The following is a 16829-nucleotide window of genomic DNA, read 5'->3' as shown; positions in this document are numbered from 1 at the left end:
CGCAACGGAAATGGACCTGCTTCGCCTAACCCTTGATGAGCCGCTTGACCCATTCGCGCGTCGCGAGGGGGATGTGCCGGACCAGCCGCCCGAAGGCGGGGTGGGACAGGGTGACGACCATGATGCGCCACAGCCGCTGCCGCAGGGCCGCCACCCCCTGCAGGGCCTCGCGGCGGGCGGCGCGGGCGCGGGCCAGGGCGAGGCCGCGCAGCACGGCCGGCGGGGGTGCCTCGGCCGATCGCGGCGGGCGGGCGCCCGGCAGGCCCGTCTCGGCCAGATAGGCTTCGTCGTAGAAGGTGTCGGGCAGCGGTGGCAGCGGGCGCCGCGGTTCCGGCGGCGGCGGCGACTCTCGCAGGGAAACCAGGAAATCGGCTGCTTCCGCCGGCGTCACCGACCAGGGCAGGACCCACGACGCGGAACGGCCGGCGACGCGGTCCGGCGGCGCCCCGAGGTCGCTCACCACCACCGGCAATCCCATGTGGATCACCTCGCTCAGGGTGTAGCTGTAGGTTTCCGGCACACACGCGGGCAACCAGGCGACATGCGGTGCGATGGCGGCGAGCCGTTTCTCCACCTCGTCCTGCCGATAGCGGCCGTGCTGGATCAGGCGGCCTCCGGCGCGGTTCAGCGTGCGGTAGGCGTAGCCGAGGTGGTGGAACTCCACCGGCAGGTCGCGGCGGGCGGCTTCCAGGGCCGTCGCCTCGATGAGGTCGGCGCCTTTGAGGCGGCTCAGGGCGCCCAGGACGACGACGCGCAGGCGTTCTCCCGGCGGCGGCAGGATCAGCCGGGGCGGCGGAGCGGCGGCGAGCCCGGCCGCATCGGGGTGCGGGACTGGCCGGAACGTCAGCTCCGGCACCATCGCCTGGAGGCGGCGGGCGGCATCGTGATGGGGGGCGAAACGACGCTCCGCGCGGCCGAGGCGGGTGGCGGTGGCACGGCGCCAAGCGGCGACGTCTCCGACGGGGGCGCGCGGCGGCGCCGCCAGACAGGCGTTGCAGCCGGCGACGTCGGGCTGGCCGCAGAACTGCTCGTCGGTGCCGCCGAGAGCGACCCGCGGGCAGCCGGCATAGAAGTCGTGGGCCGTGAAATCGAAGGGCACACCCAGGGTCTGTGGCAGGTCCAGCACCCGCTCGGGGATGTCGAGCAGGTGGTGGATGTGCATGCGGTCGACGCCGACGTGGCGCAGGATCGCCACCAGTTCGTCCCACTCGTCGGCGGGGTCGAAGGGCAGCACCGTGCCGCCGAGCCCGGCCGGCAGGGTGAGGTCGACCGCATTCCAGTCGCCCTGCGCCAGGATCAGCGGCCATGTCCGGCCTTCCAGCCGGCGGGCGAGGTCCTCCACGTGCACCAGGGTGCCGCCGCCGCGCCGGTGGACGACGAACAGCACCACGGGCAGGTGACCGTGGCGCATGACCGACAGGGCCGCCCGCCAGCGCCATGGCAGCGCCGGATCGGCCTCGACGAAGCGGCGCACTTCCTGCAGGTATTCGGGGTGCAGCTTGAGTAGCGCCTTGGTGGCGGTATCGAGCCGCGCGGCATCGACGCCGAAGCTGACGGCACCGGCGTGGTAGACGAAGGTGTCGGCCAGCAGCACGTTGCGCCAGCCGGCCTTGGCGGCGCGCCGGCAGAAGTCGTTCTCCTCGCCGTACCCCTTGCCGAAGGCCTCGGCGTCGAACAGGCCGAGCGCGTCGAGGGCGTCGCGCCGGATGTACATGGCGAAGCCGACACCCGTCGGCACGTCGATGATCGCGCCGTCGTTGGCGGCGGCGAAGGCTGTGTGAAGCTCCTCCCGCCCGATGCCGGGCGGCAGGGCGTTGTCGGCGCAGAACCGCGGCCAGCTGCAGATGGTGGCGTTGTTGGAGAACGGTGTCACCGTAGCGATGCGCGGGTCGCCATAGGCCGCTCGCTGCATCCGCGCCAGCCAGTCCCCCGACACCTCGGTGTCGCTGTTGAGCAGCAGGACGTCGCGCTCCGGTTCCAGCGCCATGGCCCGGTTGACGGTGCCGACGAAGCCGAGGTTGACCTCGTTCCGCAGCAGCCGCAGGCGCGGCTCGCGCGCCGCCAGGGCGCGAAGCCACTGCGTGACTTCGGGCTCGGGGCTGCAGTCGTCGATGACGACGATGCCGTCGGGCGGGCGCACCGTCGCCAGCACGCTTTCGAGGCAGCGGCGCGTCTCGTCGAGGCCGCGGTAGACGGGAACCACCACGTCCACCGGGCGGAGGCGCGGTGCCTCAGCGCCCATGGGCGGTTTCCGGCCGACCGACGGGAGCAATGGCGGCGTTGCCCGGAAGCAGTGTCTCCACCAGGGGCGGCACCGTCGCTTCCAGGGCGAAGCGTTCCACGAACCAGTCCCGCGCGCCCCGGCCCAGGGCGGCGGCGGTGGTGCGGTCGGATAACAGGTCGGCGATGGCGCGCGCCATGAGCTCGCTCTGGCGCTGCGGCACCAGACGGCCGGTGCGGCCCTCGAGGATGGCTTCGCGGCAGCCGTCGGCGTCGCTGGACACGATGGGCAGGCCGTGCGCCATGGCTGTGAGCAGCGCCAGCGGCAGGCATTCCATGATGGACGACTGCACATAGACGGCGGCTTCGCGGTAGTGGCGGTCGAGCGCCGCCGGCGGTTGGCCGGGCACCAGACTGACGGCTCCCCGCAGATCGGGCTGGTGAACGCGCTTCAGCAGGTCGCGCATGAGCGGGTTCTGCGACGGCTTGTGGCAGCCGATGATGCGCAGTTCCACGTCGGCGGCGATCCAGCCCTTGCGGCGGCCGAGGGCAAAGGCCTCGATCAGGGCGCGGGTCCCCTTGCGGGTGCCGGTGGATTGCACCGACAGGACGACGGGATGGCCCGCCGCATCGTCGGGCGACGATTCGGTGCCGGCGGCGGGCAGGCCGCTCCAGTACCGCACGATGCCGTCGTAGCCGGCGGCGGCCCACACGGCGCGCGTGGCGTCCGAGCCGAACATGAGGGTCACCCGGCCGTCGTCCACCAGGGCTCGCAGGCGATCGTGCATGGCGCCGCTGCGCATGATGAGGCCCGGCTCGTAGGTCTCGTGGATGTACCAGAAAGCGCGGCCGCGCCAGCGCTTCAGCAGCGCCAGGGCGAGCGGCCAGCAGGCGAAGGAGTTGATGAGCAGGGTGCCTTCCGCCGCCGCCATGTAGGTGCGGATGCGCAGGCGATGCCCGACGGCGTCGGACACCCGGGCCACGGCGCGCAGGCCTTTGCCGAGCGGGGCCGGCATGCGCGGGTGCTGGGTCTGGCGCGCGAGGAAGTTGCCGGCACTGGTGAGCGTGCGTGCCAGCCGGCTTTCCTGCACCACCGGGCTGCCCATGGTCGCGAAGTCGGCGGCCAGGGGACCCGGCGTGAGGCTGATGACGCTGGTGGCGACACCGTGTCCGTGCAGGGCGGCGCCGACGTCGCGCAGCAGGACCGGCGCGCCGGTGTAGCTCAGCTCGTGGGTGACCAGGGTGACGTGCGGCGCCCCCTGCGGCGCCCGCACCCGTTCCGGCGCGGTGGCGGCGGCCGGACGCGCCGGTCCGCGTGGCGCCGGCGGCGGTGTCAGCAGGCGGTCCATGGCCCGGCCGAGGTGCGGCGGCCACGGCGCGGCGGCCAGCGACCACGTCCAGTTGTCGAAGCTGGGCGCGACGGGGTTGACCGGCGGCTCCGCCAGCGTGCGCGCGAGGTAGCGGCGCACGATCTCGGCATACTCGTCGGTGATGCGGTCGTCGCTCTCGGCGATGGTGTTGCTGGCGTGGACGCGGTAGCGGTAGAGCTTCTCGCGCAGGATCACCGGCTCTTCCAGGAAGCAGGCGCGCAGCAGGAAGTCGACGTCGTGGGCGTAGCGGAAATCGGCGAAGGGCCCGATGTCGTCGAGCAGCGACCGGTGGAAGACGAAGTTGCCGGTGGAGATGCCGACGTTGTAGCGCAGCAGCAGGGTGGAGATGCTGGGCGACAGTTCCATCTCCTCCAGCATCACGTCGGCGTACCACGACCGCCAGCGGTGGCCCTGGGGCAGCGGTGCACCGTCGTCGTCGATGGGGTCGACGTAGGTGAAGATCAGCCGCGCCGCGTGCTCCTGCGCCGCCCGCACGCACTTCGCGAGACGTTCGGGCAGGTAGGCGTCGTCGGAGTTGAGGACGGCGATGTAGGTGCCGGCGGCCTTCGCCAATCCCTCGTTGATGGTGGTGTGGGCGCCCTTGTTGGGGCGCGAGTCGAAGGACACCGTCACTCCCTCGGGCGCCGGCGTGTCGGCGAGGAAGCGGCGGATCGCCGCGGCGCTGCCGTCGGTCGAGCCGTCGTCGATCATGATCAGTTCGAGCGGCCGCCACGTCTGGTCGAACACCGAGCGGATGGCGTCGATCACATAGCGTTCGTGGTTGTAGACCGGCATCACCACGGAGACGAGCGGCGTGTTCGGCATGCGGCGATCCTAGTCCAACAGCGTCGAGAAGGAGGTCTGCCCGCGCCGCAGATCGGCGAGCATGCGGGCGCAGCCGTCGGCGAAGGACAGGCGCGGGCGCCAGTTCAGTTCGACCGCGGCGCGGCTGATGTCGAGTACGCTGACGGGCACGTCAAAGGGGCGGCCCGGCAGATAGGTGACGGTGGGGTCGAGGTGCAGGCGCGAGCGCAGCACGTCGACGATGCCGTTGAGCGACACGCCGACGCCGCTGCCGATGTTGTAGACCGGCATGGCGGCGGCGGCGGCCGTGGGCACCGGCGCGTCGGCGACGGCCAGCAGGCCCTCCACCAGGTCGGCGATGTGAATGTAGTCGCGCACCACCGAACCGTCGCCCCAGATGGTGATCTCTTCGCCCGCCAATGTCTGGAACAGGAAGGCGCTTGCGGCGCCCTGCTTGCGGCGCGGGTCCTGGCCGGCACCGAAGGGGTTGGAGATGCGCGCGACGCGGCAGTCCAGCCCGTGGCAGCCGTGATAGAACCCCATGTAGATCTCCGCCGCCGCCTTGGAGGCGCCATAGGCGGTGATGGGAGCGAAGGCGTGCGTCTCGGGCACCGGCGTCTGCGTCAGGCGGCCGTAGACCGTTCCGCCTGAGGACGAGAACAGCAACCGCCGGCCGCCTTCGCGCCGCAACGTCTCCAGCAGGCGCACGGTATTGCGCAGGTTGGCGTCGAGATCGCCGAGCGGGTCGTCGTTGGCAGTGGCGGGGACTGTGGTCCAGGCGTAGTGGTGGATCACCTCGCAGCCGTCGATAAGGGGTTCCCATGCCGGCTCGCCGGGCTCGACAGCCCGGTACTCGATGCCGGCCTCGCCCAGCTCCGGCGGCGGTGGCATGATGTCGGCGACGACCACAGGGTCACCGCGGCGGGCGAGGGCGAGGGCGAGGTGGCGACCGATGAAGCCGCAACCGCCGAGAACGAGGTGACGCGTCATCGGGTGACCCCCGGCAGGTGGCTGGTGGCATAGGCGAAGCCGGCCTGCTCCGCGGCCAGCGGGATCAGGCGCTCGAGGGCGTGCAGGATGGTGCCGTCTTCGGGCACGGGCTCCTCGGGATAGTCGCCCCACTGCAGGTCCAGGGCGAACAGCGGTGCCAGCGCCTCGCGGCGCGCCCAGAACATGGTGCCGACGGGCCAGTCGAAGGCGGCCGGCAGCGGCGTGTTGCGGCCCATGCGGGCAGCCAGGACCCGGGCGAGCGCGGCATTGCCGTCCCAGCCGCACAGGTTGGGGTCCTCGGGAAACACCACACCGAGGCGTCCATCGGCGGCGAGGGCGGCTACGCAGGCGTCGGCGGCCCGCGCCTTCCCGCCGATCAGGGTTTCCCACAGGAAGTCGCGCCACACGTCGCCGTCGCCGCCGCCGAGGCGGAGCGACTTCTTGCCGTGGACGTGCCCGACGATGTCGTAGTTCGCGACGAGATCGGCGACGCCGGTGAGGAACGCGCCGATGTCGCGGCCGCGGTTGCCGACGGCGCGCACGACGGCGGTGCCGCGCTCCCACCCCGCGACGGCCTGCCGCAGAACCGCGGCGCGATCCTCGTCCGCCGTGGTCAGGACGAGGTCGCAGGCCAGGTCGTTGGCGGTCAGTCGGGAGAGCAGATCGGCGATCAGGTCGACGTAGTGGAAATGACCGTGCAGAAGGATCTTCTGGCCGCCGGCCGACGGGGCGACGGCAGTCTCGGGTGCGATGGTCACCGTCGGTGGCGTCCAGCGTCCCGCCGGACGGCCGGCGGCGAGCCAGTGGGCGAGCGGGTCGGTCTCCCGCACTCCCGCCAGCACGTCCTCGGCGTAGACCAGCGGGTTGAAGCCGCTACGCGGGCGGCGCAGGCCCACCGGCGGCGATCCGTCGGGGCCGGGCCTGGCGATGCGGCTGCGCACCAGATAGGCCTGTACGGCGGCCTCGTGCGAGACCTGATCGGCATGGGCACCGATGTAGACGCCGGCGTCGAAGGCCTCGGTACCGGCCTCGAGGATGACCGATCGGTCCCGCGCCACGGCCGCGGCGTCGGCGGCGGCCTCGCCGCCCAGGCGGACGAGGTCGCGGACGTAACGGTCCATGTCGAAGGTGGCGGTCGCCAGCTCGCGCGCCGCCTCGCCGAGGCCGTGGAGCTGCGCGCGATCGTCGAGCAGGCGCAGGATGACGTCGGCCATTCCGGCGGCATCGAGGTAGGGGGCGACGAGGCCGGCGGTGCGGGGCTCGCTCGCCAGCAGCTCGGCGATGCCGCTGGCGCGGTCGAAGCAGACGACGGGAACCCCTTCCAGCATCGCCTCGATGGCGGTGTTGGGCATGGGGTCGAGGCGCGAGGTCAGCGCCAGCACGTCGGTCTGGCGGTAGACCTCGCCCAGGTTCTCCAACTCGCCGACCATGGCGAAACGGTCGCCGAGGGAGGCGCGGCCCAACTGGTCGGTCAGCGCACTCGGGAACTCGTGGGTGTCGGCGGGGTCGAGCCCGCCACCCACCCAGACGAAGCGCACGGCCGCCTCGGGTCGGGCCCGCAGCACGGCGGCGGCAGCCATGAGGAAGAGGTCGACGCCCTTGCGGAACTGCACGCGGCCCATGCCCACCACCAGCAGGTCGCCGTCGCTGCCCTTGGGCCGCAGCAGGCGCTTCACCTCGGCGGAATACTGCTCGGCGCCGAAGGCGTCCTCCGGACGCGGCGGCAGCGCCGGCAGGCCCTGCGGCAGGATCTCGATACGCCGCTGGGCCAGGTAGGGATGTTCATGGGCGAAGGAATCGGAGACCGCCCGGGCCGGAAACACCACCCGGTGGGCCCAGGCGAGCACGTCGTAGACCTCGTTCTTCGGCCGCACGTAGGCCGAGAACTCGTGGATCAGGCTGACGACCCCGATGCCGGCGGCGACCAGCCCCGGGATGAAGCCGCGCACCTCGGCCGTGTTGGCGATGGCGTAGGCAGGGCGGATCTCGGCGGCGAGGCGATGGGCCACCGCCTCCACGTCGGGGCGCAGGATGGCGTCCTCGGCCGGCATCTCGACCACGGCGCTGCCGAGGCCTTCGAAGGCGGCGCGCAACTCGCCTCCCTTCTTCAGGAAGACGACCACCTCGTGACTGTCACGCAGCTTGAGCGCCAGGTTCCAGCCCAGGATCGGCGCCCCGGTGCGGGACGCCTCGTGCAGCAGCAGCAGCACCCGCGGCCGCTCGGTCGACGGCAGAGCGGGAATGGTCATGCGGCGGGCCGGCGACACTCCGTGGCGGCCTTCGGCGCGTCCGAAGCAGGCATAGTGCCGCAGGAGCCCGACGCCCGAGGCAGCCACGTCGGGATGGCGGCGGGCATAGTACTCGGGCTCGAACAAGGCGGACGGCGCGATCCCAAGGTGCTCGCCGATCTCCAGGTAGTGCTCCAGCGGATCCCAGCCTTCCGACCGCGCTTGGTCGGTCAGGGCGTAATGGCTGTCGTCGAACAGGCCGGAGGCACGCATCTGCGCCAGCACCGGATCGCCCTCGGCCGCCGCAGCGGGGCTGGCGGCATCCTGGGGCGCGGCCGAGAGCCGGCGGCGGGCCCGGCGCAGGGCTGCACGGGCGCGATCCTCCAGCCCGACCTCCACCCGGCCCTCGCGCACGAGGCGCGTCAGCGTGCGCTGGAGTATCCGGCGATCCTGCATGGCCTGCGGGTTGCCGGCGTTGTACAGGCGGCGGATGGCTTCGGCGACCTCGTCGAGGTTGACGTGCAGGGCCTCGCCGAAGTGCAGCGCCAGCCGTTCCCACCGGTCGGCGATCTTGGCCCGCTCCATCCAGTGTTCGCGGTCCTTGCGCACCCCGAGGCGGTCGCGGTCGATCTCGGCCAGGACGTGGTGCGCTCGTGCCAGGTCGCGCGCCACGGTCTCGCCGCGCCGACGGGTTTCCGTCAGCTGTACGCGGGCCGTCAGTCCGTCGCCCAGGCGCGCGAAGTAGCGGCGGCGGGCGTTGACCTCCTCCACCGGGGAGTCGGCGGCGAACAGGGCGGCGAGGTCCGGGTCCTGCAGCGGCCGGCTGCCGGTGTAGGCAACGCCGAGCCCGTTGCTGTGGAGGAACTCGAAAGTGGGGTAGCGCGCCTGGATTTCCTTCCAGTATCGCCACACCCCGAAGTCGCCGGCGCGCACGTTGGTGTCGTGGAACAGGACGATGCAGCGGTCGCTCATCTTCGCGAACCATGTCTCGAAGTCGGTCCGCACGGCTTCGTAGGTATGCAGGCCGTCGATGTGCAGCAGGTCGACCGTGCCGTCGGCGACGTGGTCGCGAGCATCCTCGAAGCTCATGCGCAGCAGCCGCGAGAAGGCGCCGTAGCGCGGGTCGTGCCAGGCCCGCAGGTCGGCGAAGACGTCTTCGCCGTAGTGCCCGGCCTGCGGGTCGCCCATCCAGTGGTCGACGCCGAAGCATTCGGTGCCGAGGCCGAAGCGGGTGACCGCCTGCGCGACGGCGCAGTAGGAATTGCCGGTGTGCACCCCGAGCTCGACAAAGCGCCGCGGCCTGCTGCGCTCCATCAGCCAGAACATGAAGGGGATGTGGCCGACCCAGGAATCCGGCGGCACCAGCCGTTCCGGCTCCATCATCTCCGGACGCGCCTGTGCCCACGGCGGGGTGGAAGCGGCGACGGCGGCATCGGGAACGTGGGTCATGACCATACTCGTTTCATTGGCAAACCGGGTCGGACAGGAATGTTTGCGCCAGACGATGCCGGCTTGTCCACCGGCAACGCACCTGAACCGGGTTCAGTCACGAGGCGGCGTCTACCGTGGCCCGGTCGAGGCGGATGTCCAGCATGGGAATGCCGACCAGGCCCGCAGCGGCATGGGAGGTGTGGGATTCGAAAGTCAGGGCGTCGTGCAGCCAATGGTGCTGGGTATGCTCCTCCTGCGTCCCGTCCGCCACTGCCACCGCCAGCGTGTAGGTGCCGCGCGGCAGGATCGGCATGGGGAAGCGGAATGTGGCGAGCAGCACGTCGCCGGCGGCGGCACGCAGGCTGGCCCCGTCTCCGGCGGGTTCGCGGGTGGTCAGGAAGGTGTTGTCGCCGAACAGGGTCTGGCCGAGGCGATCCTTGACGAAGAAGCCGACGATGGGGCTGTCCAGCGTCGCCAGGGCGCGCACACGCACCGACAGGCTCACGGCTTCGCCGCCGACGATCCAGCGGTAGGGGCGGCCGTCGTCGTCGGTGAGGCGCACGTCCTCGATCTCGGCACCGCCAGCGCCGAAGTCGGCGCCCGACGGATCGAAGGCGAAGACTTCGATGTCATTGCGCAACGGCGTGCGGTTGAGCCATGGCGTGCGGGCGTCTAACCAATCCTCGGGTGCCACCCGGCGACGGTCGGCGGCGGGCGGGGCGGTCTGGGCGTCCTCGGGGGTGGGCAGAGCGGCCGTCGGCGACGGCTCGGCGACCGGCGGCGCGTCGCCGGCGAAGATGTGGCCGAAGTACTGTTCGCACACGGCCTTGGCCTCGCCGGCGGCACGCAGCTTGCCGCCGTCCAGCCAGATGGCGCGGTCGCACAGGCCGGTGACGGCGGCGGTGTCGTGGCTGACGAACAGGATGGTGCCGGTCTCGCGGAAGCGACGCAGGAAGCGCATGCATTTCTGGCCGAAGGCGGCGTCGCCGACGGCGAGCGCCTCGTCGATCACCAGGACGTCGGCATCCACATGGGCGATCACGGCGAAGGCCAGGCGGACGAACATGCCGCTGGAGTAGGTCTTCACCGGCTGGTCGACGAAGGGGCCGATGTCGGCGAAGGCGAGGATGGCGTCCATGCGGTCGTCCACCTCGGCCCGCGACAGACCGAGCAGGGCGGCGTTCATGTAGACGTTCTCGCGCCCCGTGAAGTCCGGATTGAAACCCGCCCCCAGTTCCAGCAGGGCGGCGACGCGGCCGTCGACCGCGATGCTGCCGCGGGTGGCGAACAAAGTACCGCAGATCAGCTGCAGCAGCGTCGACTTGCCCGATCCATTGCGGCCGATGATGCCGACCGCCTGGCCACGGCCGACGGTGAACGAGATGTCGTCCAGCGCCGTGAACTCGCGGTAGTAGCGTTTCGCGCCGAAGGTCAGGAGCTGCTGCAGGCGGTGCCGCGGGCGGTCGTAGATACGGAAGACCTTGGACAGGCCTTCGACGGTGATGACGGGCGCCGCGCCCGAATCAGAGGACATCGGCGAAGCCTTTGCGCATGGCCTGGAAGGAGGCTCGGCCGAGCAGCGCCGCGACCGTCGCCACCCCCGTGTAGATGGCGAGGCCGATGAAGTCCGGCGCCGTTCCCGTGAAGGACACTGCACGGGCCTGCTCAATGATGAAGGTCAGCGGGTTCAGGTTGAACAGCGGCAGCAGGTTCGCCGGCACCATGGACGCCGGGTAGAACACCGGCGACAGGAACAGCAGCACCGTGGCGGCAAGGCCCATGATCTGGCCGACGTCACGGTAATAGACCGCCGCACCGGCCAAGAACCAGGCGCAGCCGGTCAGCAGCAGGGCGAAGGGCGCGACGATCACCGGCAGCCACAGCACGGTCGGGTGGATGGTCTCCTTCACCACGGCGAAGAACACCAGGAACACGCCGAAGCTGATGAAGAAATGGAACAGCGCCGTGAACACCGTCATGGCCGGCAGCAGGTCCAGCGGGAAGACGACGCGCTTCACGAAGTTGGTGTGGGCGACGATGATGGTCGGCGCCCGCGTCAGCACCTCGGACAGCAGGCTGTGGAGGATGAGGCCGACGAACAGCAACAGGGCGAAGTCGAGCGTGCTGCCGTCTCCGCCATGACCGCCCCAGCGGGCTTTGAAGATGTTGCCGAACACGAAGGTGTAGATGGCCAGCATCAGCAGCGGGACGACGAAGGTCCACGTCAGGCCCATGGCCGATCCGCGGTACCGGCCGAGCACGTCGCGAGTCACCAGCGCCATGGCGAGTTCGTGCCGGGGCGCGCCGCGCGGCCTGATCTTGCCATGGACAGGAGTCATGGGACGTGCTTCTTCGCCTCGGGACGGGGAGGCGGAAATCTAGGCCCCGCCGTCCCGCCTTGCAAGCCTCATGTGCCACCTGCCGGCCCAAGCCGGCAAGCTCCTCAGGCGAAGACGAAGTCGCTTGCGCCGAAGGCAGTGGCCAGCGATGCGACCGAAGTGATCTCCGTGAAGGTCGCCATGACCCTTGCTGTGCCGGTCGCGCCGTCTGCCCCCATGTCGGGGTCGAAGGCCATGCGGGCCACCCTGTCGTCGCTGTCGTAGAAGATGAAAGTGCCACCCTTGCCGTTGCTGGTGATCTGCGCGGCGATGGCATCCTCGGCGGCGTCGGCGTCGGCATAACCGGCGCCGGTGAGGATCATCACCTCGTAGTCGGTACCGGCGGTCGCAGCTCCGACCGCGCCGATGTAGACGTTGTCCACCACTGTGTCGCCGTTGCCGAGGCCGCCCAGATCGGCTTGTGTGATGGAGAGCTTGTCGGATCCTTTGGTGAAGCCCGTGATGGTGTCGGCGCCACCGGTCCAGGCAGCATCCTTGGTGCCGTCGGCGAAGATGAAGGTGTCTACGCCGGCGCCGCCTTTGAGGACGTCGTCGCCGCCGCCGCCGTTGAGAGTGCTGCCGCCGATGGACGCGGTCAGCGTGTTCGCGCTGCCGTTACCCACCAGCGTGAGCCCGCCGTCCTTCATCGCCGCCGCGCTGACATTGGCCCACGTGGCGCCGGTGCCGAGCGACAGGGTCAGGGTGCCATCGGTGATCGCCTGGGTGGTCGCCGAAAGGTCGACGACGGTGCCGTCCTTGGACGGCGTTCCGCCCAGTGTGACGGTGGAACTGGCGGCATCGAGAGAGACCGTCAGGGTCGAAAACACCGTCGACTTGCTCGGCGCCTTCAGCGTGCTGCCGGCCGGCAGCACCAGCCCCTGCCCGGCCGGCGGGGTAAAGGTTTCCGGCACCGCCAGCGTGCTCGGCAGCACATAGTCCTTCGGCTTCTGCCACGAGGCCATGAACGGAGCGACGTCGGAAACCCGGTCGAAAGCGGCGCCGAAATTGCCGACGTTGATGGCGGTGGTGAAGGTCGTGTCCTGCCGGAAGAACGCCAAGTCTATGCCATTGCCGAGATTGCGGTACTCGGCGACGCCGAAGTTCACAAAGTGGTCGTGTGCCGAAATGATGCCGCTGTTGACTGCGGTGCGGATATCCGGATTGGCGTTCAGGTAAGCTATAGGATCGAAAAAGGGTGATCCTACTCTGCCTTCGCCGCGGCCGTTTTTCGAAAAGTGCTCGAAGGCCGTGGTCTCACCGCGGAAGGCGGCAACCCGGACGTCGGTATTGTAGAGCAGGTAGAATGCGGAGTCGAAGAAGGCGGACGGTGCGCGCGCTTCGGCCGCACCCTTAACCAGGAAGTGGTGGAACGGCAAGGTGCGCCCGGCCGCCACGCTCGCGGCAATATCGGAGTTGTTGTCGAGATAGTAACTGACATCGATGAAGGGGTGCGGATCACGGTCCTCACGCACACCGTACTCGAGATAGTGCTGCAGGCCGGAAGTAAAGACACCCTTGTTGACACCGTCTCTCACGTCGCTGTAGCGCCGCAGATAGTAAGCCTCGTTGAAGAAATAGTTCAGGTCCATGGCCCAGTCCGTGTCTTGCGCGTCGGCCCCTGGTCAGCGCCGTCGTCTGATGGTGAATCTGGCTCTTTCGGGTGCTGAGAGTACCATCTTCGCGCCTTCGTGTGTACGTCGAGTTGATCAACCGGATGGCAAGCCTGGTGCCAGCGCGGCAGCCGGCCGGTTGGAAAGTTCTTTCGAAAGAACCGGTTGCGATCTCCGAGCGATCCGTGCCCGGCTCGGTGGCAGTGCGACGGCTAGTGCTGCAAGACTTTCATGGTGTAGGCGAGGGAACCGATCGCCTACTGTTGAGAGCGATATTTCGAGGTGGATTAGATATTTTGCTCTAGACTTCCGCAGTCAACGCTATCTTCATACTGATTCACTAATGATGTGTTGCGCCGCTGGGCCGTCCTTGCATTTGGTCCTCTTTGGTGGTAATCGCTGTCCGACCGCATCCCATAGTGCGATCACTATTCCGCCATAATCATCCGGGATTTGTCGTCGCATTGGGCGGGCGACCGATCCCCGCCCGAGTTCCGAGGGGGAGACCGATCGTGGCCTTGCAGCCTGCGATGAACAACGCGCCGAACAAGAAGATGCCGCCCGAGCTGCGCCTCGCGCTGAAGAAGGTGCGCGGCGCGTTCATCGCCACGGCGGCCTTCAGCTTCTTCATCAACCTCCTCCTTTTCGTCAGCCCGCTCTACATGCTGCAGGTGTACGACCGTGTGCTGACCAGCCGCAGCGTCCCCACCCTCGTGATGCTGACCATCGCCGCTTTCGGTGCTCTCGGCGTGATGGCGCTGTTGGAGTGGATGCGGTCGCGGGTGCTGGTGCGCGTTGGCGTGCGTCTCGACGAGGAGTTGAACGGTCGCATTTTTTCCTCGATCTTCAAGCGTACTGTGAACCAGCCGGGTGCCGCCTCGGCGCAGCCGCTACGCGACCTCGACACGGTGCGCGAGTTCCTGACTGGCGCCGGGTTGCTGGCGTTGTTCGACGGGCCTTGGGCGCCGCTGTTCTTGGCCGTCGCCTTCTTGCTGCATCCGCTGATCGGCCTGCTGTCGCTTTTCGGCATGGTGCTGGTGCTGGTGCTGGCGCTGGCCAACAACTGGTTCACGCAGAAGAGCCTGAAGCGGGCCTCCGACGTCTCGACCAGCGCCACGGGTTATGTCTCGTCGTCGCTGCGCAACGGCGAGGCGCTGACGGCCATGGGCATGCTGCCGCAGATCCGCGAGCGTTGGGCCCTGCGCCATCGCGCCGTGCTCGGCCTGCAGGGCCGCGCCAGCGATACCGCCGGAATGATGCTGTCAATCTCGAAGACCCTGCGCATGGCGCTGCAGTCGGCGGTCCTCGGGCTAGGGGCCTACTTGGTGATCGAAAACCAGATCAGCGCCGGCATGATCATCGCCGGTTCCATCATCATGGGGCGCGCCTTGCAGCCCGTCGAGATGGCGGTCGGCAACTGGCGCAACATGATCAACGCGAAGGCCGCCTATGGCCGCCTGACCGACCTTCTGAACTCGACCCCGGCCGACCGCGACACGATGCCACTGCCCCGGCCGGCCGGCCGGGTGTCGCTCAGCCAGGTGGTGGCCGTCCCGCCGGGAAGCCGCTTACCGGCCCTGCGCGGCGTGAGCCTGAATCTCGAGCCGGGCGAAGTGCTCGGCGTCATCGGTCCGTCGGCGGCCGGGAAGTCCACGCTGGCCCGTGTCATGATCGGGGTGTGGCCGACCTTCCAGGGCAGTGTGCGTCTCGATGGCAGCGACATAAGCCATTGGGACCGCAGTCTGCTCGGTCCTTACCTTGGATATCTGCCGCAAGACGTGGAACTGTTCGATGGCACGGTCGCGGAAAACATATGCCGTTTCACGGAGGTCGATCCCGACAAGGTGATCGAGGCCGCCACCAAAGCCGGCGTGCACGAGTTGATCCAGCAACTGCCCGAGGGTTACAACACTCCCATCGGTGCCGGCGGTCAGACCTTGTCCGGCGGTCAGCGCCAGCGAGTCGCCCTGGCGCGCGCCATGTACGACAGCCCGTCCCTCGTCGTGATGGACGAGCCCAATGCAAGCCTAGATGCCGAGGGCGAGGCTGCCCTGACCGCCGCTATCCGCGCCATGCGCGAGAATGGCCAGACAGTGGTCGTCATCACCCACAAGCCGTCGCTGCTGTCGGTGGTCGACAAGGTGCTGGTGCTGCGCGGAGGGCTGGTCGAGATGCTCGGTCCCCGTGACGAGGTGCTGGCAAAGTTCACCCGCCCGACGGCTGTGCCGACAGCCCCTGCCTCGGCCGGGTCCGCCGCGCCCGCTGCATCCGTGGCAAGTCTTTCGAAGGCCTGAGTCATGTCCAACACCGTGCCTGCTGCCGCTCCTGCTGGCGGCGTTCCCTCGGCTGAAGAGCGTAAGCTGCGTCCGGTGGCGGTTCCCCTGCCGCCCGATCTGATTGACGTCGCCCCGCCCTCGGTGGACATGCGTTGGCCGATTATCGCCGGCCTTCTCATCATCCTGGTCGCCTTCGGCGGCGTCGGCTCGTGGGCTGCCTTCGCGCCGCTGCAGAGCGCGGTGGTGGCGCCAGGAACCGTCGTGGTGGAAAGCAACGTCAAGTCGGTTCAGCACCTCGAGGGCGGGATCGTCAAGGAAGTTCTGGTGCGCGACGGCGATCTGGTGGAAGCCGGTCAGATCGTGGTCCGCCTGCAGGAAGTGCAGGCCCAGGCGAGCTCGTCGTTGGTCGAGAACCAGCTGTGGGCCGCCCTGGCGCAGGAAGCCCGGCTCATGGCAGAGCGCGACGACGCCAAGCAGGTCGTGTTCCCCGACCAACTGCTGGAACGTGCTGTCGGCAACGCTGAGATCTCCGCCATCGTCGCTGCCCAGGAACGCCAGTTCGACGAGCGCCGCAAGTCGCTCGAGGGGCAGGTGAGCATTCTCAACGCGCGCATCGGCCAGAACCAGCAGGAGATCGAGGGCCTGAAGGTTCAGAAAGCCTCCAAGGAGCGTCAGGTCCGGATTTTTGCCGAAGAGTTGAAGGGTCTGCGCGAGCTGTTCGAGAAGGGCTACACGCCGCGCACCCGCATCCTCGCCATGGAGCGCGAAGTCGCCGAGCTGGAAGGCGAAATCGGTGCTGCAGTGTCCGGCATTGCCCGCGCCCAAAAGAGCATCGGTGAGGCCAAGCTGCAGATCGAGCAGACCCGCCAGCGGTTCCGCGAGGAAGTGGTCGGGCAGCTGCGCGACGTTCAGGTGCAGGTTTCTGATTTGCGTGAAAAGCTGACGGTCGCCAGCGACGTGCTGGAGCGCACCGTCATCCGCGCACCGCAGACCGGTTATGTGCAAAAGCTGTCAGTCCACACCGTCGGCGGCGTCATCCGCCCTGGCGAGGAGCTGATGCAGGTGGTGCCGCAGGACGCCCGCTTGGTCATCGAGGCACACCTTTCGCCAATGGACATCGACCAGGTGCAGGTCGGCCAGCTCGCCGAGGCGCGCTTCTCCGCCTTTCACACACAAGACATTCCTGCCATCCACGGCATCGTCACGGTCGTCTCGGCCGACCGCCTGACAGACGAGCGTACTGGCGTACCGTATTATCTGTCGCGAGTGGAAGTCGATGACGAAGAATTGCTGAAGATCGGCAATCGCCATCTTGTGCCCGGCATGCCTGCCGACGTCGTCATCACCACGGGTGAGCGCACCGCCCTCGACTACTTCTTGAAGCCTATCGAGCAGTTCAGCATGCGGGCGATGAAGGAAGAATAAGGCGTAGCCCGGGATCGAACGGCGACGGAGCGGGTGGACTCCTGCTTCGCCGTCCTGTACAGTGACTTCCATAGTATTATTCTCACCAGCCATGATG

At 68.9% G+C, this 16829-nt stretch carries 9 protein-coding genes; 2 read left to right on the top strand and 7 right to left on the bottom strand.

Features of this window, described 5'->3' with window-relative positions; all coding sequences use genetic code 11:
* Positions 1 to 25: 25 nt before the first annotated feature.
* The 7 genes from CRP50_RS17560 to CRP50_RS17530 all read right to left on the bottom strand — a co-directional run bounded on the left by CRP50_RS17560 (position 26) and on the right by CRP50_RS17530 (position 13010).
* A complete protein-coding gene (locus tag CRP50_RS17560) occupies positions 26 to 2242 on the bottom strand; it encodes a glycosyltransferase (protein ID WP_097280491.1) in 2217 nt (738 codons plus the stop codon).
* Positions 2232 to 4415, bottom strand: coding sequence for a glycosyltransferase (locus CRP50_RS17555; RefSeq protein WP_097280490.1), 2184 nt, complete (start codon positions 4413 to 4415; stop codon positions 2232 to 2234). Before CRP50_RS17555 ends, CRP50_RS17560 begins: the two co-directional genes overlap by 11 nt.
* 9 nt (positions 4416 to 4424) lie before the next feature.
* Positions 4425 to 5384 (bottom strand): NAD-dependent epimerase/dehydratase family protein, encoded by a 960-nt coding sequence (locus CRP50_RS17550; protein ID WP_097280489.1) that lies wholly within the window; start codon positions 5382 to 5384, stop codon positions 4425 to 4427.
* On the bottom strand, positions 5381 to 9061 hold the full coding sequence (locus tag CRP50_RS17545; protein WP_176525243.1) for a rhamnan synthesis F family protein: 3681 nt from the start codon (positions 9059 to 9061) through the stop codon (positions 5381 to 5383). Before CRP50_RS17545 ends, CRP50_RS17550 begins: the two co-directional genes overlap by 4 nt.
* Positions 9062 to 9158: 97 nt before the next feature.
* Positions 9159 to 10577 carry an ABC transporter ATP-binding protein gene (locus tag CRP50_RS17540; RefSeq protein WP_097280487.1) on the bottom strand — a complete coding sequence of 473 codons (1419 nt, stop codon included), beginning with the start codon at positions 10575 to 10577 and terminating at the stop codon, positions 9159 to 9161.
* Positions 10567 to 11382, bottom strand: a complete 816-nt coding sequence (locus tag CRP50_RS17535) for an ABC transporter permease (RefSeq protein ID WP_245913516.1) — start codon at positions 11380 to 11382, stop codon at positions 10567 to 10569. The genes CRP50_RS17540 and CRP50_RS17535 overlap by 11 nt, the downstream gene beginning before the upstream one ends.
* A 104-nt stretch (positions 11383 to 11486) precedes the next feature.
* Positions 11487 to 13010 (bottom strand): FAD-binding protein, encoded by a 1524-nt coding sequence (locus CRP50_RS17530; protein WP_097280485.1) that lies wholly within the window; start codon positions 13008 to 13010, stop codon positions 11487 to 11489.
* A gap of 533 nt (positions 13011 to 13543) precedes the next feature.
* Here CRP50_RS17530 and CRP50_RS17525 point away from each other — a divergent pair.
* A complete protein-coding gene (locus tag CRP50_RS17525; RefSeq protein WP_245913515.1) occupies positions 13544 to 15325 on the top strand; it encodes a type I secretion system permease/ATPase in 1782 nt (593 codons plus the stop codon).
* A gap of 3 nt (positions 15326 to 15328) precedes the next feature.
* On the top strand, positions 15329 to 16732 hold the full coding sequence (locus CRP50_RS17520) for an HlyD family type I secretion periplasmic adaptor subunit (protein ID WP_097280483.1): 1404 nt from the start codon (positions 15329 to 15331) through the stop codon (positions 16730 to 16732).
* Positions 16733 to 16829: the final 97 nt, after the last annotated feature.

Origin of the sequence: Caenispirillum bisanense (genome assembly GCF_900230255.1) — a bacterium.
Taxonomy (GTDB): Bacteria; Pseudomonadota; Alphaproteobacteria; order Rhodospirillales; family Rhodospirillaceae; genus Caenispirillum; species Caenispirillum bisanense_A.
Note: the sequence above shows the minus strand (reverse complement) of the source record. Positions and strands in the feature narration are given on the sequence as shown.